Genomic DNA, 17,401 nt, shown 5'->3' with positions numbered 1-17,401 from the left:
GGGCGTTATGTATAGGACGATTATCTTTATTTTATTATTTCTCAGCACTGATATACTAGCCGGATGGGAAAAGCTGAATTCTAACACAACAGAATGGTTGACAGACGTTGTTTTTGTCGATACAAAAATTGGTTATGCAGTAGGCAGAAACGGCACAATCGTTAAAACAATTGATGGGGGTGATAATTGGGAAAATATTAGCCTAAGAATTAATGAATGGTTTAAGTCATTATTTTTCTTTAACGAGGATCACGGCTTTATTGTAGGAACCAACTCTATTATCCTCGAAACCTTTGACGGAGGGAAAAGTTGGAAATACCAATATTTAGATTATAACAGCATTTTCTATAAAATTTTCTTTATAAACGAAATCGAAGGATATATAGTAGGAGGGGATTTAAACGATAACGGAATTGTCCTCAAAACTGAAGACGGCGGTATAAATTGGCGACCGGTATTAAATACAGACAACGGCGCTTTGTATACAGGTAATTATAGTTCGGATTCCACAATAGTAGTGGCAGGTAGGAATGGCATAATTTTTAAAACAACCGACAGTGCGGTTAATTGGCATATGGTAAAAATTAAATCTCCTACGTTCGACATTACTTATCTTGTTTTTCAAGGAATATCATTCTATAACGATGCTATTTGGGCTGTTGGAGATCATGGACTGATCCTTAAATCTACCGACGGTGGCTTAACGTGGACGTTTCATAATCTTTCATTTAAATATTACCATCATTTATTTAACATAAAATTTAAAAACAATAGGGGTATCATTGTAGGTGGTAGAGGCAATGGTAATGCTTCCTATGAAGCAATAATTTTAGAAACCGACGATGGAGGTAATTCCTGGACTGTCACCAGTACTCCCAACTGGACTAAACTTTATGGTATTTCCATTCCATCAGTCAATCGAGCTTTTGTCGTAGGCTATAACGGGATCATATTAAGATATGATCCTTTAATAACAGACGTAAAAGATCAATGTGCTGAAACAATGCATTTCAATTTACAAAACTTCCCCAATCCCTTTAACGCTTCTACAATTATTAAATATTCTATACCTAAATCCGAATTTGTAACTATTAAAATCTACGATTTAATAGGACGAGAAATAGCCACGTTGGTAAACGAAAACAAACAGCGCGGAAATTACGAAGTTCACTTCGACGCATCCGATTTAGCCACCGGAGTATATTTATACAGTTTAAAAGCGGGTAGTTTCTCGGACACCAAGAAGCTTATATTAATAAAATAAATATCGGCCGTATTTTTGTTGATTGAGTTTCTTATTTTTGCAGCATGAAAAAGAACGCAATACTTTTGCCCGGATTGGATTATCAGGTCGAAAGCTTATTCAAACATCTGAACTCGAATCCGCAAAAAATTCTTGTTGCCGGCAGCGGAGCCTTCTATGCGGCTTCGAGAATTGCCGCTCATTTCAACACACCGGCAGATATGATCGTGGAAGATTACCAGTCGCTGCTGGAAGCCCGGCTGGTCAGCGAAAACAATCCCTCTGTAAATATCAAAATGATGAGTTTTGAAAATACGGATTACGGCGACTCCGAATTCGATTTGATTTACGCTCAGGCGTCGGTTTCAACGCCCGACAGAAACAGAATTATCAAGGAATTTAAAAGGATATTAAAACCCGGCGGATATTTATACGCGGGCGAAATTGTTCATCTCTCGGACAAATATCCCGCTTTTATAAAGGACATATATGAAAATTCTTACTTAAATCCCTTGCGAATCGACGAGATGAGAAAATATTATTCCGAAAGAAGATTCAAAATTATTTACGAAGAAGACCTGTCGCATACTCTTAAAGATTATTACAAGGAAATCGACAAGCGTCTGGACGAAAGTAGAACCGAACTGGAACCTTCCGAAAAAAGTTATTATAAAAAAATCATTAACCGGATAAAACATGAATCCCACGCCTATCTAAATCTGGGCGGAAACAAACATATCGGTTATTATCTTTTCTTATTACAAAAGGATTAGAAATTGAAAAAAGGCGACATTTTAGAGCTCGAAATTTCTTCATACGCATTCGAAGGCAAAGGAGTTTCCAAAATCATAAAAGAAGTCAATCCCGTCAATCCGGATAATTCGAAGCGTTATGTGATTTTTGTAAAGAACGGATATCCCGGGGACGTTGTTAAAGCGCGTTTGAAAAAAATTAAAAAAACATACGCGGAAGCGGAAGCCGTATCGATTTTAAAAAAATCCCCTTACAGAACTGATCCGCGTTGTAAATATTTCGGCGTTTGCGGCGGATGCAAACAGCAGGACCTCGACTATAATATGCAGCTCAAATACAAAAACGACCAGGTTAACGAAATTTTTCATCATATAGCGGGGTTGTCCGATTACGAAACACTTCCCATTGTTCCTTCCGAAAAAATCTTCTTTTACAGAAACAAGATGGAATTTTCTTTTGCCAACAAACGATGGCTGTCGGAAAACGAAATCAATTCAATGCAGGAAATAAAAGACAAGAATTTTGCTCTCGGTCTGCATATTCCGAGAATGTACGACAAAGTGCTCGATATTGACGAATGTTTTCTTCAATCCGAAATCAGCAATAATATTTTGAATTTCACACGCTCTTTCTTCAAAGAAAGAAACGCAACAATCTATTCTACGGAAACACATACCGGTTACCTGCGCAACCTGGTAATAAAACAGTCCTTTCACAAAAACGATCTTATGGTAAACCTGGTAACTTCGGAAGAAAACCCGGAATTAATGAAAGAATACGGCGATTTAATTCAATCGAGTTTTCCCGCCGTTACAACATTGATAAACAACATCAACAAAAAGAAATCGCAGGTTGCTACCGGCGACTATGAAATTGTCCTCTTTGGAAGCGGTTTTATTTACGACACTATCGGCGAAAAAATTTTTCGCATAAGCGCCAATTCGTTTTTCCAGACCAACACTCTGCAGGCGGAGAAACTTTATCGCACAGCGCTCGAATTTGCAAATATGAAGGGCGACGAAATTGTTTACGACCTTTATTCCGGCGCCGGAACTATTCCGATTTTCATATCGGAAAACGCAGGTTACATTTACGGATTTGAAAATGTTGAGCCTGCCATCGAAGACGCTCGTATCAATATTGAATTAAATAAAACCAAGAACTTCAAACCGTTTCCGGCCGATCTCAACAAATCCTTTTTACCGATAATAGAAGAGAACAAAATTCCTTTACCAGATATTCTGATTGCAGACCCGCCTCGCAGCGGCATGCACCCGAAAACCGTCAACGACATTTTAAGCGTTCGCCCCCAAAAAATAGTTTATATCAGTTGCAATCCCGCCACTCAGGCAAGAGACGTAAAACTCCTTTGCGGCGGCGGATATAAATTGATTAAAATAAAGCCCGTTGATATGTTTCCGCATACATATCACATTGAAAACGTGGCTTTGCTTGAATATACAAAATAGAATTGGAGCCCGACATGATAAACAAAACAATTGGCGCCATCGCCTGGCATGACTTAACCGTAGACGACGCTACAGGCTTAAAGAGTTTCTACGAAAAAGTTACAGGCTGGAAGTCACAGCCGGTAAGTATGGGCGATTATGACGATTACAATATGATTATTCCATCGGAAGGAAATCCCGTCGCCGGAATTTGTCATAAAAAAGGCGAGAATGCAAATCTGCCTTCACTATGGATGATTTATATCAACGTTGAAAATCTGGATTCAAGCATTGAAGCTTGCAAAGGCAACGGCGGCAAAGTTATATCGGGTCCCAAAGTAATAAACGGAATGGGAAAATACTGCGTTATCGAAGACCCTGCCGGAGCGTGCTGCGCGCTCTTTGAGCATGAATGAAATGAAACTTTTTAGCGGTTCGAATAATAAAAAATCCCGATCGGTAAAAATTTTCCGAGGAAAATGAAAAACGATTTGATCAAAAAACTCGAATCCACATTCAGATATTCAAGCTCTTCCGACGAATTATTCGACGCCTTTACGGAAGCCGTTAGAAACGGCGTCGACGATTTGGAAGTTTTTAAAGTTCTGCTGGGCAATCCGACGCTGAGTCTCGACGAAATTAAAATGTACGCCGAGAAACTTATTCGCGATTTCAGCCACAAGAAATACGACCTATCGATTTGGACGGCAAAAGTTCTTGAAAACAATTCCGATGAATACGATTATCTCGAAAGCGCAATCGAGTACTACAAAAAAGCCATAGACGCCAATCCCGCTTCGCACGAGCCGCTTACGGATCTTCTCGGTCTTTATAATTTCGACCTCGACCTGCCTACGAATTCAAGAATAATTGATATTGTCAAATCAAACGTTCAGAACGTCGAACTGAAAAGCAAAGTGTATTATTCGCTGGCTAATCTTTATAAACGCTTAAAAGATTTTCAGAACGAAGCCCGTTATACGGCGCTTGCCGAAAAAGCCGCTGAGCGGGAAAGAAAATCGAGACCGTCTCAGTAATAATAACCGATTGTAAAGTAGAAGAAGGGTTCTCCTTTTACGAGCGTGTTTTTCGGAAGTCTGTCTTTAAAGAAGAAACTCCTTCCTACCGAAAAATCAGCCGGTCCGATCGGAGTATCGAACGAGAGGGTGACTCCTATTCCGTGTTTCAGGTCTTTATACCTTATTGCTTCGCGCTCTTCCCATGCGGATCCGATATCGTACCGGAGTTTGAAATAAGCGTCAAAGAAGATTTTTACAGGCAGTTTATACCTGTACTCTGCCGAAATGTTCAGAATTTGCCTTCCTCTGTACTCGTCGTTGCGAAAGCCGAAAAACATGTTCTGCCCGCCCAATGAAAATTGTTGCGTCAACGGCAGTGTGTTGTCTGCCACGCCTATTGTAGTCCTGAAGGTAATCGTATGCGAAGACAACGGACTGAAGACGTTTTTATAATCGAAAAATAATTTTGTGTAACTGACGTCGCCGCCGAGCGCCGCTTGCGCCGTTTCGTAATAAGTTCTGAGATAAACTCCTCCGGTCGGAAAAGGATAATCGTTTTGCGTGTCGACGGCAATCGAAAATCTTAGAGCGGAAATAATAACGTTCCCGGTCAGTTTTTCGGCGTTCGATTTATTTTTAATCCGGTCTTCCTGAAAACGCGCTTCCGCCATAACATTTCCGATCCTTTTCACCTGCGCCCCGATTCCGAAAGTTCCTCCGTAAAAGATCTGTCTGTATTCCCCCGATTTAATCCGCTTAAATTGATTAAACGCAGCGGTCGAATCGTCTTTGTAAACATTAACGTCGTTAAATTCGTAGAAAGCTCTTACTTTGTAAGTCATATAAGTATCGAACACACGGTTCGCTTTATGTTCGATTATAAACGATCGATTTCTAATTCCTCCGGCAATAATTGCCCCGATTTCGGTGCCGGTTCCGTTGAAATTTTCGTCCCGTATATCAACAGAAAACTGTGTGTAATTTTCATTGTCCACTCGCATTCCGAATCGGATTACGCTCGACGGACGCTCTATCATTTTAAGCGAAAGAATATTTTTTTCGTCCCTCCGGTCGACGGTCAATTCTATTTGTTCAAACAAATCCGTACTTCTCAAATTCATAAGACCCTTTTCGGCGTCTTCCAATTTAAAAGGTTCTCCCCGCTTAATCGGAAATTCGCGAAGTATAATTTCTCTCTTGGCTCTGTATTTGCCGGTCAATTTAATTTCGTCAATCGCGCCTTCTTCAATCAAAAATTTAAGCGCACCGTCTTGTTTGTTGAAATCAATCTTTTTTATGTCCGCAATCGGAAAACCGGAACGGCGATATAAATTCATGATTTCCAGAGCGACATTAAACAGATGTTTCGGACAGGCTGGCTTTCCGATCTGTTTTCTGGCTATCTGCATCAATTGATATCTCGAAACTGCGGAATCGCCTTCGAATTCGATTTTCATTACGGCGGGATATTCGTCCTTGATTAAATTCAGGTATGTCGTGTCGTTGAGAACTTTAATTTCGAAAGCGGCGTCTTTAAGTCCGAAATCTTTTTTAATGCGTGATAAAATCAAAGTTAATTCGACGCCGTCGATACTGTCCACAACCGTTCTGCTGTCGAAATAAAATTCAATCCCGTCGGCGTGATTTATTTTAACATTACGATAGACTTTGTCGTTTTTTAATTTTCTTCTCAAATGCTTGAGATAAAGGTTTTTTAATTCAGTTTCTTTTTCCTTGGCTGCGATATAACCTTTTTCGATTAAACCGGCGATATTATTGAAATCGGTGTTTCGTATTCCGGCTAGGTCAGGCTGAATTATCAGATCGGCATTTTCGAGCTGTTCTTTATTCAGAAGGTGCATCGGGATACTGATCAACTGGTCGGCAAGAACCCACGGATAATTGAGTTCGCTTTCCGAATAAAGAGGGCTGACGGCGTTGCCCGCAATGACTATATCGGCGCCGAGTCGACGCGTTTCCTTAACCGGAATATTAGCGACTATGCCGCCGTCGACAAGAGTGAGCGAATCGTACTGAACGGGCGGCAAAAGGAACGAAACGCTTGAGCTGGCTTGCATGGCGAGTCCCAACGAACCTCTGCCTATAATTACTTCCCTGCCGTTAACGAGATCGGTGCATACGGCTCTGTATTTATAGATCAATTTGTCGAAATCATTAGCTTTAACGGGGGCGTTCAACGCCAGCAAATTCAAAAAAGCAGAGCCTTTCAAACCGGAATTCAGGGAGCGCGGGATGATCGGCTTCAAACCTTCAAGCCTCAAAGACAAAACAGCTTTGTCCTGCGTAATTTTTTGATCGACGAACAATTCGTTTCTGTTGGAGCTTTCCGAAGTAAATATTCCGTTCCAATCCGTACTCAAAGCTATTGAATCGAGATAATCGACCGAGTATCCGGACGCATAGAGCCCGCCGATAATGCTGCCCATACTTGTGCCCACAATCATGTCGACCGGGAGGTCGATTTCTTCGAGAAATTTTAAGATACCGATTTGAGTCAACGCCCTGGCGCCTCCGCCGCTAAGCGCTAATCCTATACGCGGTCTGTTAGCCGGAATCTGTTCTTCCAATCCGAACGGGAGGAGTCTGCCTTCAAGATCGAGGCGCAACGTGTCGCTACGCTGCGCCATGCTAATAGTTAATAAACAGGAAAAGAATAATGTAATTAAAAGACGTTTCACATTTCGACTCGTAGTCGATTATTTTTTTCTTTTTTTGGACTTCGATTGAATTTGTTTCTGCGTTTGAGCCTGCTTTTCCGCCGCTTCGAGCATTCGAGCCATAAATCCCTGTTTTTTCTTCGGATTGGCCACAGGAACAAGTTCCATATCGTCTTTTTTATGATTTATATAATACTGTTGTACGATCGAAAGTAAATTGAACATGAAATAGTAAAGATTGAGTCCCGAAGGAAATCCCATAAACATCAATGTAAACATCACGGGCATAATATAAACAAGCGCCTTTTGCGAGGGGTCTCTTACGCTTTGCTTTTGCTGTAAAAACATTGTAACGCCGAGAAGCAGCGCCAATCCGCTTACCACGTCGATATTAAAAATCGGAACCTTAAACGGCAATTTAAATATTACGTCGGGAGCCGACAGATTGTCGATCCAGAGTATGAACGGCTGCTGCCTTATATCGATTGCCACATTAAACAAACTCCACAAAGCAATCAGAATAGGCATCTGAAGCAGCATAGGAAAGCATCCGCCCATCGGATTAATGCCGTATGTGGAATAAAGCTTCATCGTTTCTTTCTGAACTCTCTGCGGGTCGTCTTTATATTTTTCTTTCAATTCGTTAATCTTCGGCTGCAAAAGCTGCATCTTTTTCATCGACTTCATGCTCTGTTTTGTAAGCGGGTGCAGAGCAAATTTCACAATTATCGAGAGCAATATTATTACAAAACCGTAGTTCGGAATGAACTGATGCAAAAATTTCATCAAAGGCAGTAGGAAATATTCCGAAATCGGTCTAATTATGAAAGTCAATCCCAAAAAGCTGCCAAAATCGACAAGCGCCTCGAAACTTCTTCCGTATGTTTTCAACGTATTGTACTCAACGGGACCGATATAAAGTTTGAATGAATCTTTTTGGTAACTTTGATTCTTGAAAGGAACTTTGAGGCTTACGCTGTAATATTCGCGTACGTCTTCGCCTTTGACGGTGTGCGTGCCTTCGACGTAAGCTCCGCCGTCGTCGTTGGGATCATTCGGAGAAATTATAACGGAGAAATACTTGCTTTTTACGCCTGCCCAATCGACTTTACCGTTTATATCCTTCGACACTTTTTCGTCAGGACTTGAAGCGTCGATAATAACCTGCTCGCCTCCGGCATAAACAGCCGCGTTCGAATAATACGCTTCGTCTACCGAATTTTTTTCCGTGAAATTTATTCCGTTAGTCCAAGCGACGTCGTATCTGAAGCTGCTTATCACGTCCTGAAAGTTCGAAAATTCAATATCGATATCCGCGGCATAATCGCCGCCGAAAAACTTGAAGGTTTTTACTATTTCTTTTCCGTCGGTTCCTTCGAATTTATATTTCAGCGTCAGCGAATCGTTTTCTTCGAGTTTATAAAAATAGTTGCCCGCGTCGGAAGTAAAATCGAGGCTGGAAGTATTGACAAGTTTTCCTTCTTTCGTGACAAAGATCAAATTGAAATCGCCGCCGTTATCCGGATTAATCAACTGGACGTGTCTATTATAAAAATCGTTCTCGTCGAATTTTTCGTGATACCACGTTTCATAATTCTTCAAATAATATTTTCTGATCTTGGCGCCTTTGCTGGTCAATTCGATTCTTGCAAGCTTCGTATCGATAGTAATTATTTTTTCAGGGAGTCGGGTCGTTCCGAAAGGAAGAATTTCTTCACCGGCAATTTCGGTTTTCGCTTCCGGCTCTTCTGCCTTTTCAACGGGAATCGTATCTTCGACCGCCGTCAAGGTATCCTGCGCCGTCAGCGTCGAGTCGGTTGTTTCCGGCAATGCGGGAGGAGGAGTGGGCGAATTGAGATAGAGCCATACTACTAAAATAACTCCGATAAGTATGAATGCTATGGTTGATTGTCTGTCCATAAAATTTACCTTTAAGATTAATCGAGAGGATCGTAACCGCCTTTGTTGAAGGGATTACACCTTAATATTCTCCAGATAGTTTTAACGCCCCCTTTGATTACACCGTATTTAGTAAACGCCTGAACCGAATATTCCGAGCAAGTGGGATAAAAGCGGCACGACGGTGGAAACATTGGGGAAATTGCTTTCTGATAAAATTTAATTAAGTAGATAAACAGGTACTTCATTTTAATTCGAGCCTGTCTTTAACTTTTTTCATCAATTCGACGACTTCCGGCATAACTTCGTTCAACTTGACTTTTTTATTCCTGGTCTGATTCATCGTATGAGATGCGAATACAAGCAGCAATTTGATTTTATTTTCATTGCACGGTTCCGTCAATATCGATTTATTGAGACGATACGACTCGCGCATCAGTCTTTTAATTCTGTTTCTCCAAACTGCTTTGCCGCTTTTTCGAGCTACCGCATAAGCGGTTTTAACTCCGGGGTCTTCCGCCTGAGATTCTGCATAATAAATCGCTTTCAATTTTTTAGAAGGAGAGATTAATACGTATCCTTTATTGTATACTAACTCGAAATCTTTTTTTCTTTTGATTCTTTCTGCGGCAGAAAGACCATATTGCTTCAAAATAAACCTCTTGAAAGTCCCTAAAAAATTGGGACGGTTACAGGGTCAGAATTAACGCTCGTCGCTTACCGTAAGTCTCTTTCTTCCTTTCGCTCTTCTTCTGGCCAATACTTTACGTCCGTTCTTGGTGGACATTCTTTCGCGGAATCCGTGTTTGTTCTTTCTTTTTCTGTTGCTCGGTTGAAATGTTCTTTTCATAATTCACCTAATTTAATCGTTCGAAATGTGCAAAAGTAAACATTTTAGACGTAATTAACAAACCGCCGGGAGGTTATTTGCGCACATAAAAAAAGGGCGGCAATCTCAGCGAACTGCCCAGCCGATAAACAGTCCGCCAAAAAAACCGCCGCCTTATTATCACTTTAACAAACAGAGTGCCAGCAGAAAAAAGCCTTTTTTCTACGATTTCACTCGTTTTTTTCCAATATCACTGGCTTATTCTGGGTCTTATTACCATAATGAGACATTTTGTACGATATTGTAATTATTATTTATTTAATTTTAATGCTAAAAAACAGCCTATTTTTGATTATTTTTGCAACCGAACCGAAATTAAAGAGTCTAAAGAAACCAAACTGAAACTCAGGAGAAAAGATGTTTTCTTTATTGCTGATTTTATTTATGCAAATCTTCGGAAATAATTCGGCCGCTCCTACAATTAAGGCATTCAAACTTGAGAATTCCGAAATTCAATTGGACGGCAGAATTACCGAACCGGCCTGGAATTATTTGCCCGTAGACAACTTTACTCAGAGAGACCCTAACGAAGGAATGCCCGCTTCGGAACGAACCGAAGTTTGGATCGCCTACGACGACGAGTATTTATACGTGGCAGCCAAATTGTACGACAGCCATCCGGAACTAATCGACGCGAGTCTGACCCGCAAAGACAATTATATTCTTTCCGACTGGTTCGGATTTTATGTGGATCCGTATAACGATAAAAAGAGCGGTTTCTTTTTTGCCGTTAACGCCGGAGGCTCGGTTATCGACGGCATTCTATTTAACGACAGCTGGGACGACGATACATGGGACGGCGTTTGGGAAGCTAAAACAAGCATAGAAGATTTCGGGTGGTCCGTAGAAATGAAAATTCCATTTTCTCAATTACGTTTCAAAGAAGAAAACAAAATGAAATGGGGCGTGAATTTTGCTCGCGAAATCAAAAGGAAAAACGAACGCTCTTATCTCGTAATGGTGCCGAAAAACGAAAGCGGATTTGTTTCCCATTTTGCCACGCTCGAAGGCATAAACGGCGTCAAACCGAAGCAGCGGATTGAACTGCTTCCTTACTTGTTGCAAAAGTCGCAATTTTTAGTTCACGACGCCGGCGATCCTTTTTATAAATCGAATCAGTTTAAAACTTCCGCGGGAGCCGACGTTAAACTTGGCGTCGGCTCAAACCTCAACATGAATTTAAGCATAAATCCCGATTTCGGGCAGGTTGAAGTGGATCCCGCGGTTATCAACTTATCGGCTTTCGAATCATATTTTAGAGAAAAACGACCTTTCTTTGTCGAGGGAGCCGATTTGTTCTACTTTGGCATAGGAGGTTCAAACAGCAATTGGAACTTTAATTTCGGCTGGCCGGAACTTTTCTATTCGCGACGAATCGGCAAATCGCCCACAGGCGACCTGCCGGACGATTACGATTATGCCGATTACCCGGGCGAAACAAGAATCTTGGGCGCCGCAAAAATTTCGGGAAAAATCGACCAGTCAACTTCTATCGGCGCTGTTTCCGCTCTGACGGAAAGAACTTTTGCCAGAATTTATTCGAACAACAATATATCCGAATTGGAAGTAGAACCTCTCGCCCACTACGGCGTTTTAAGAGTGAAAAGGGAATTTAATCGGGGCAATCAATCGCTCGGTTTGATGGTTACATCGGTAAATCGCGATTTACACGAAAACAACCTCGGAGATCAACTTTCCAAACAGGCTTACACCGTAGGTTTGGACGGCTGGAGCTTTCTCGACGACGACAAGCAATACGTTTTGTCGGGAGCGTTCGCCGGCTCGTACGTTGACGGGACGAAAGAATACCTGATAAATCTGCAGGAAAGACCGCACCGCTATTTTCAACGCCCAGACGCTTCTTTTGCGCGTCTCGACTCCAACAGAACATCGCTCGCGGGGTATTTCGGAAGATTGATGTTGAACAAACAACACGGCAATTTTTACTTCAATACGGCAATAGGCGCCGCATCTCCAGGATTCGAACACAACGATCTAGGGTTTCAATGGTTGGCAGACAGATTAAACGGACACGTCGTTTTGGGTTATCGCTGGTATGAACCTGCAAAAATTTTCAGGGAGAAATTTATTTACGCAGCTCATGCTCGATCGTTCGATTACGACGGCAACCTTTTGGCAAATTTTTTATGGTTCAGAAGCGGCGGCACTTTTCATAATTATTATAATGTTCGTCTTAGCGGTCACTATTCTTTCGAGAAATACACCAAAACGCTTACACGCGGCGGACCGTTGGCTATCGACCCGGCAAATTATTCCGTGAGAGTTTCTTTTAGCACAGACAACCGAAAAGAGGTTGCGCTCGATTTCGATTATGATTATTCAGCCGATGAAGCCGGCGGAAAGTCGACCGAGCTTCAGCTCGAAGTGGACTGGAAACCGACGCCTCAGATCAATTTCATTTTCGAGCCGGAATACAGATTCGGTTACGAAACACGTCAATGGATCGATTCATTTGACGACCCGACCGCAGCGGCAACTTACAATAAACGTTACGTTTTCGGAAAAATTAAACAGAACGTACTCTCTGCAAACATCCGGCTTAACTGGACATTCACTCCCACACTCAGCCTCCAGCTTTATCTTCAACCGTTTTTTGCCGTGGGTAAATACAGCGAATTCAAAGAACTCGCCCGACCCGGAACCGACGATTTTATAATTTATACGCATGTCAGATATGACAATGAAGGCGACATTTATTATATTGACCCCGACGGTAATGGAGACGCGGAAGAACTCTCTTTTGAAAATCCCGATTTCAATTATAAATCTCTGAGGGGCAACGCGGTTCTCAGATGGGAGTTTGTTCCCGGCTCCGTATTTTATTTCGTGTGGTCTCATAATCAGACAAACTACGATTATGCGGGTAATTTCGACTTATCGAGAGATATAAAAAGTTTATGGCGGTCGACCGGAGACGATATTTTTCTTATTAAATTTTCATATTGGATTAATATTTAGTGAAAAGAAATCTAACATATTTTTTGCTGATCATTTTAATGATCGGATGCGAAAGGAGCAGCGACGTTATCGCGCCCTTGGAATCCGAACTCGGTAAAATTATCGATTATGAAAAAGTCGCCTCGTACGATTCCGGACTCCTAAAGACGCTTGCAGCCGAATACGACAACGTAAGCATTTCGAAAATTACCGCCGGAAAAATAATTCACGGCGTTGAAGTCTATAAATTAATTTACAATACAGTCGGTTACGACAATAAAATCGAATTGGCGTCCGGGGTTGTATTTATTCCCGTCGGCGCAAATAATTTATCGACAATAAGCATACAGCACGGAACACAGGCAAACCGCAATCGGGTCGGTTCGATAAACCCCTTGTTTGCTTTCGAAGGATTGATAGCCGCGGCGCTCGGCTATTACGCCTGCGAACCCGACTATCTAGGACTCGGCATTTCGGAAACGGCGCATCCTTACCACCACTATAAAACTTCTGCAAATACGGTTATCGATTTTTTGCGCGCCGCAAAAGAATTCGCAAACATCCGCAATCTAAAACTTAACGGTAAACTTTTTTTAGCCGGATATTCCGAGGGCGGATATGTGACTATGGCGGCTCAAAAAGAAATTGAACTTAACTATAAACACGAATTTAATATTACCGCTTCCGCTCCTATGGCGGGCGCATACGATCTGGAACTAACCGCGGGAAAAATTCTCGAAAACGACAACTATCCGCAGCCGGCTTTTTTGGCTTATCTCATTTACGCTTATTCGAAAATTTACAATTGGAACGATTTGAATTACTTCTTCAACGAACCTTACGCCTCTGCAATACCCCAACTTTTTGACGGTTCAAAAAACACCGGAAAAATTAACGAATCTCTGCCGACCGACCTTAAAGCGTTGTTGGCGCCGGAATTTTTGACTTCGATACGAAACAAAACCGAGAAAAGACTTTTGCCGAGACTAAAAGAAAACAGTTTGATTAATTGGACTCCTTCAGCCCCAATGCGACTTTATCACGGCAATAAAGACGACTTTGTTCCGGTTGAAAATTCGTATATGGCATACGATTATTTTACTACGCGCGGCGCGGACGTCGAATTGATAATAATTCCCAACGGAACTCATTATACAAGCGCAATACCGGCAATTATCGACTTAATACCCTGGTTCGACAGCTTTAATCAATCGCAATTTTACGTATTAAACTAAACGGCGCCGAGCAGAAATTCTTTCAGATCTTCGTAATCGGAGCTCAGTTGAACGCTTTTCTTTTGCTTATTGAGACAGGCAGCCAATCGTTCCGGAACTTCAATTTCAATTCCGAGTTCGTCTTCAATAACATCTTTGAATTTAGCCGGGTGCGCGGTTTCCAGAATCACTTTGTTATATTTTGCGGCGGCGCTAACCGTTTCGTAATCCCTTACTGCCATATACCCGACTGCTCCGTGCGGGTCGATGACGTAACCGTATTTTTCGTAAACTTCCCTTATGCCTCTACGCGTTTGGGCGTCGTCGTACGATTTCGAGTGAATATCCCGTTGAATATCGGAAAGTCTGTCGCCGTACAACTCCCGTATGCGCGCCAGGTTGCTCGGGTTCCCGACGTCCATTGCATTCGAAAGAGTTTGAACCGAGGGATGCGGTTTAAATATTCCGCTGTTGACAAAATCGGCAAAGACATGATTGCTGTTGACCGCGCCGATAAATTTTGTTATCGGGAGCCCCATCTTTTTTGCAATTAAACCGGCGGTAAGATTGCCGAGATTGCCCGAAGGCACCGAGAAGACCGAATGAATCGATTTATCCCGAATTTGTTTGTAGGCTTCGAAATAATAAAACGATTGAGGCAGCAATCGCGCGATATTAATCGAATTTGCGGAAGTAAGATTCAGTTTCGAATTAAGTTCCTCGTCGACAAAGGCGCTTTTTACCAATCTCTGGCAGTCGTCGAACGTGCCGTCGATTTCGAGCGCGGTTATGTTTTTATCGAGCGTTGTCAGTTGTTTTTCCTGGATCAGACTGACCTTCCCTTTGGGATAAAGAATATAAACATTAATACCGGGCGTTTCATAAAATCCGTAGGCAACGGCGCTGCCCGTATCTCCTGAAGTGGCCACCAGAATATTCAGACTGCTCTCTTTTTTCTTTACAAAATATCCCATTGTTTTAGCCATAAACCGCGCTCCGAAATCCTTAAAAGCAAGCGTCGGTCCGTGAAAGAGTTCGAGTATCATTAAATCGTCTTTCAGATTAACAAGCGGAGCCGGAAAATTTATAGCCTCCCGAATAATATCCGACAGGTCGCTTTCGCCTATTTCTTCGCCGGCGAATTTTTTCGTAATTCTGAAAGCAATTTCCCCAAATTCGAAATTTTCAATCGAGTCGATTATTTCTTTTTGCAAGGAAGGAATTTCGACGGGCATAAAAAGGCCTCCGTCTTTTGCCAATCCTTCCATTACAGCCGTTTCGAAATCAACAATGTTTTTTTTGTCGTTAGCGCTGTAGAATTTCATTTTAAAACCACCGGGCCTTTTTTATTAATTTTAGACACATAAGTTTTGCCGTCGAAGCCTGCGGATTTAACGGCTTTCAACATAGCTCGCGCAATAGAGCGCGCGTCGGATTCGCTTCTGGAAAATGCAAACATCGAAGGACCGGAGCCTGTTATGTTACAATTAATCGCCCCTTTTTCCAGAGCGGCGTTTCTCACGTCGTCGTAACAGGGAATTAAAGCGGCGCGTTTCGGCTCGGCAAAGTAATCGACTATCGATCTGCCGATTAAATCGTAGTCGGCTGTAATCAAACCCGCAATCAAAGCCGAAGCATTGCCCGCCTGCGCAATCGCTTTTTTCATACTTACATTCTTACTTATAAGTTTACGGGCTTCGCTGGTTTTTATTTCTATATTTGGATAGACAATCGAACAATAGAGATCGTCCGGATAATCGATTTTAATAATGTCAATCGGATTATAACTGCGAATCAATACGAATCCGCCGTAGAGACATGGAGCAACGTTATCCGCATGAATGCTTCTGCTGGCAATAAATTCTCCTTTAAGCGCGTGTTCCAAAAGTTCATAACGGGACAATCTCAATTCGAGAAGTTCATTGAGAGCAAACACGCCGGCTACGGCGCTCGCTGCGCTCGATCCCAAACCGCTTCCGATTCCCATCTTTTTGTGTATGAATACATCCATGCCGGCATTAATTCTGTATTTCTTTAATAAAGACAGCATGGCGCCGGTAGTAGTATTCTTTTCAATTTCATAAGGGAGATAGCCGTTGTCGCCGGATATCTTAACGATACGAATTTCTTTGCGGTCGGTTAATTTTACAGTTACTTCGTCGCCGGGAGTGTGAAGGGCAAATCCCATCATGTCGAATCCGGGTCCGACATTGGAAACCGAAGCCGGCGCAAATACTTTAATCGATTTAGAGCTCATCGAAATACCCTTTTGCTTTCATTAATTCGGCAATCAAGATCGTTCCCCCTGCCGCGCCTCTGATTGTATTATGCGACAGCGCTACGAATTTATAATCGAAGAGGGAACATTCCCGGAGTCTGCCTACCGAAATCGACATTCCTCCGCCAAGGTTGCGATGAATTCTCGGCTGAGGATAATTTGCCTGCTCTAAATAGACTATCGGTTTTTCAGGAGCCGAAGGCAGATTCAATTCCTGAGGCGCAGATCTGAAATTATTCCAGGCTTCAATTATATCTTTCGGCTCCGCCTTGGTTTTCAATTTAATCTGAATATTTTCCGTATGACCGTCAAGAACGGCGACCCGATTGCATTGAGCGCTTATTTTAATATCGGCGTATTCAATCGAATCGTCTTTCAACTTACCGAATATTTTCAGAGGCTCCGTTTCCATTTTTTCTTCTTCTCCGCCGATATACGGCACTACATTATCCATAATGTCCAGCCCCGACAATCCGGGATAACCCGCGCCCGAAATAGCCTGCAACGTAGTCACATTCACCGTTTCAATTCCGAAATTATCCATCAGAGGTTTAAGAGCCAGCGCCATTCCGATTGTAGAGCAATTCGGATTTGTTACAATCGCTCCTTTATATTTTTGGAATTTAATAAGTTCTAAGTGTTCGTAATTAATTTCGGGTATAATCAACGGAACGTCTTTGTCGAAACGGTGATTGCGCGCGTTTGAAATCACAATACATCCGTCTTCGGCGTACATTTTTTCGATATCGCCCGCAACCGAAGAATCGAGTCCCGAAAAAAGCACGCGCGCCATCAAACCGGTCTCGCATTTCTTTACTATCATGTTTTCGAATTGGGGAGGAATCGGAGTAGCCATAATCCAGTTGACCGCGTCTTTATATTTTTTTCCCGCGGATCTGTCGGATGCGCATAATTCAACGACTTCAAACCAGGGATGATTGGCAAGCAATTCGACAAATCTTTGACCGACGCTGCCGGTCGCTCCCAATACGGCTACGGGTATTTTGCTTTCTTTCATCTTT

General features: G+C 42.2%; 15 protein-coding genes. 7 read left to right on the top strand and 8 right to left on the bottom strand.

The genetic code is table 11. From position 1 onward, the window contains the following. Positions 1–7 precede the first annotated feature (7 nt). The 5 genes from ACOYVE_RS03715 to ACOYVE_RS03695 all read left to right on the top strand — a co-directional run bounded on the left by ACOYVE_RS03715 (position 8) and on the right by ACOYVE_RS03695 (position 4,481). A complete protein-coding gene (locus tag ACOYVE_RS03715; RefSeq protein ID WP_422880841.1) occupies positions 8–1,264 on the top strand; it encodes a YCF48-related protein in 1,257 nt (418 codons plus the stop codon). Positions 1,265–1,308: 44 nt separating this feature from the next. Beyond that, positions 1,309–2,016: a class I SAM-dependent methyltransferase gene (locus tag ACOYVE_RS03710; RefSeq protein ID WP_422880839.1), complete on the top strand. Its 708-nt coding sequence runs from the start codon at positions 1,309–1,311 to the stop codon at positions 2,014–2,016. Positions 2,017–2,019: 3 nt separating this feature from the next. Beyond that, positions 2,020–3,465 carry a 23S rRNA (uracil(1939)-C(5))-methyltransferase RlmD gene (rlmD, locus tag ACOYVE_RS03705; RefSeq protein WP_422880837.1) on the top strand — a complete coding sequence of 482 codons (1,446 nt, stop codon included), beginning with the start codon at positions 2,020–2,022 and terminating at the stop codon, positions 3,463–3,465. A 14-nt stretch (positions 3,466–3,479) separates the two neighbouring features. Beyond that, positions 3,480–3,860, top strand: coding sequence for a VOC family protein (locus tag ACOYVE_RS03700; protein WP_014855819.1), 381 nt, complete (start codon positions 3,480–3,482; stop codon positions 3,858–3,860). Between the two features lie 63 nt (positions 3,861–3,923). Beyond that, a complete protein-coding gene (locus tag ACOYVE_RS03695) occupies positions 3,924–4,481 on the top strand; it encodes a hypothetical protein (RefSeq protein ID WP_422880835.1) in 558 nt (185 codons plus the stop codon). Here ACOYVE_RS03695 and ACOYVE_RS03690 read toward each other — a convergent pair. The 5 genes from ACOYVE_RS03690 to rpmH are packed head-to-tail and all read right to left on the bottom strand — an operon-like array spanning position 4,475 to position 9,890. Further along, positions 4,475–7,162 (bottom strand): BamA/TamA family outer membrane protein, encoded by a 2,688-nt coding sequence (locus ACOYVE_RS03690; protein ID WP_422880833.1) that lies wholly within the window; start codon positions 7,160–7,162, stop codon positions 4,475–4,477. The two genes, ACOYVE_RS03695 and ACOYVE_RS03690, sit on opposite strands and share 7 nt — an antisense overlap. A gap of 18 nt (positions 7,163–7,180) precedes the next feature. Next, positions 7,181–9,061: a membrane protein insertase YidC gene (gene yidC / locus ACOYVE_RS03685; RefSeq protein WP_422880831.1), complete on the bottom strand. Its 1,881-nt coding sequence runs from the start codon at positions 9,059–9,061 to the stop codon at positions 7,181–7,183. Between the two features lie 17 nt (positions 9,062–9,078). Next, the gene (gene yidD / locus ACOYVE_RS03680) at positions 9,079–9,288 is read right to left on the bottom strand and encodes a membrane protein insertion efficiency factor YidD (RefSeq protein ID WP_422880829.1); all 210 of its coding nucleotides are present in this window, start codon (positions 9,286–9,288) and stop codon (positions 9,079–9,081) included. Beyond that, positions 9,285–9,692 (bottom strand): ribonuclease P protein component, encoded by a 408-nt coding sequence (gene rnpA / locus ACOYVE_RS03675; protein WP_014855814.1) that lies wholly within the window; start codon positions 9,690–9,692, stop codon positions 9,285–9,287. Before rnpA ends, yidD begins: the two co-directional genes overlap by 4 nt. 51 nt (positions 9,693–9,743) lie before the next feature. Further along, on the bottom strand, positions 9,744–9,890 hold the full coding sequence (gene rpmH, locus ACOYVE_RS03670; protein WP_014855813.1) for a 50S ribosomal protein L34: 147 nt from the start codon (positions 9,888–9,890) through the stop codon (positions 9,744–9,746). A 396-nt stretch (positions 9,891–10,286) separates the two neighbouring features. On the opposite strand from rpmH, the gene ACOYVE_RS03665 reads away from it, so the two are divergent. Continuing rightward, positions 10,287–12,908, top strand: a complete 2,622-nt coding sequence (locus ACOYVE_RS03665) for a DUF5916 domain-containing protein (RefSeq protein WP_422880827.1) — start codon at positions 10,287–10,289, stop codon at positions 12,906–12,908. After that, the gene (locus ACOYVE_RS03660; protein WP_422880825.1) at positions 12,908–14,122 is read left to right on the top strand and encodes a lipase family protein; all 1,215 of its coding nucleotides are present in this window, start codon (positions 12,908–12,910) and stop codon (positions 14,120–14,122) included. Before ACOYVE_RS03665 ends, ACOYVE_RS03660 begins: the two co-directional genes overlap by 1 nt. Here the strand turns inward: ACOYVE_RS03660 and thrC are convergent. From thrC to asd, 3 genes are read right to left on the bottom strand one after another with little or no spacing between them, the layout of a single operon-like run. Further along, the gene (gene thrC / locus ACOYVE_RS03655) at positions 14,119–15,426 is read right to left on the bottom strand and encodes a threonine synthase (protein WP_422880823.1); all 1,308 of its coding nucleotides are present in this window, start codon (positions 15,424–15,426) and stop codon (positions 14,119–14,121) included. The genes ACOYVE_RS03660 and thrC overlap by 4 nt on opposite strands. Then, entirely contained in the window at positions 15,423–16,358 is a 936-nt protein-coding gene (locus ACOYVE_RS03650; protein ID WP_422880821.1) for a homoserine kinase, read from the bottom strand. The genes thrC and ACOYVE_RS03650 overlap by 4 nt, the downstream gene beginning before the upstream one ends. Then, on the bottom strand, positions 16,348–17,397 hold the full coding sequence (asd, locus tag ACOYVE_RS03645; RefSeq protein WP_422880819.1) for an aspartate-semialdehyde dehydrogenase: 1,050 nt from the start codon (positions 17,395–17,397) through the stop codon (positions 16,348–16,350). The genes ACOYVE_RS03650 and asd overlap by 11 nt, the downstream gene beginning before the upstream one ends. Between the last annotated feature and the right edge of the window lie 4 nt (positions 17,398–17,401).

It is taken from the genome of Melioribacter sp. (assembly GCF_049325435.1).
In the GTDB taxonomy this organism is placed as follows: domain Bacteria; phylum Bacteroidota; class Ignavibacteria; order Ignavibacteriales; family Melioribacteraceae; genus Melioribacter; species Melioribacter roseus.
Note: the sequence above shows the minus strand (reverse complement) of the source record. Positions and strands in the feature narration are given on the sequence as shown.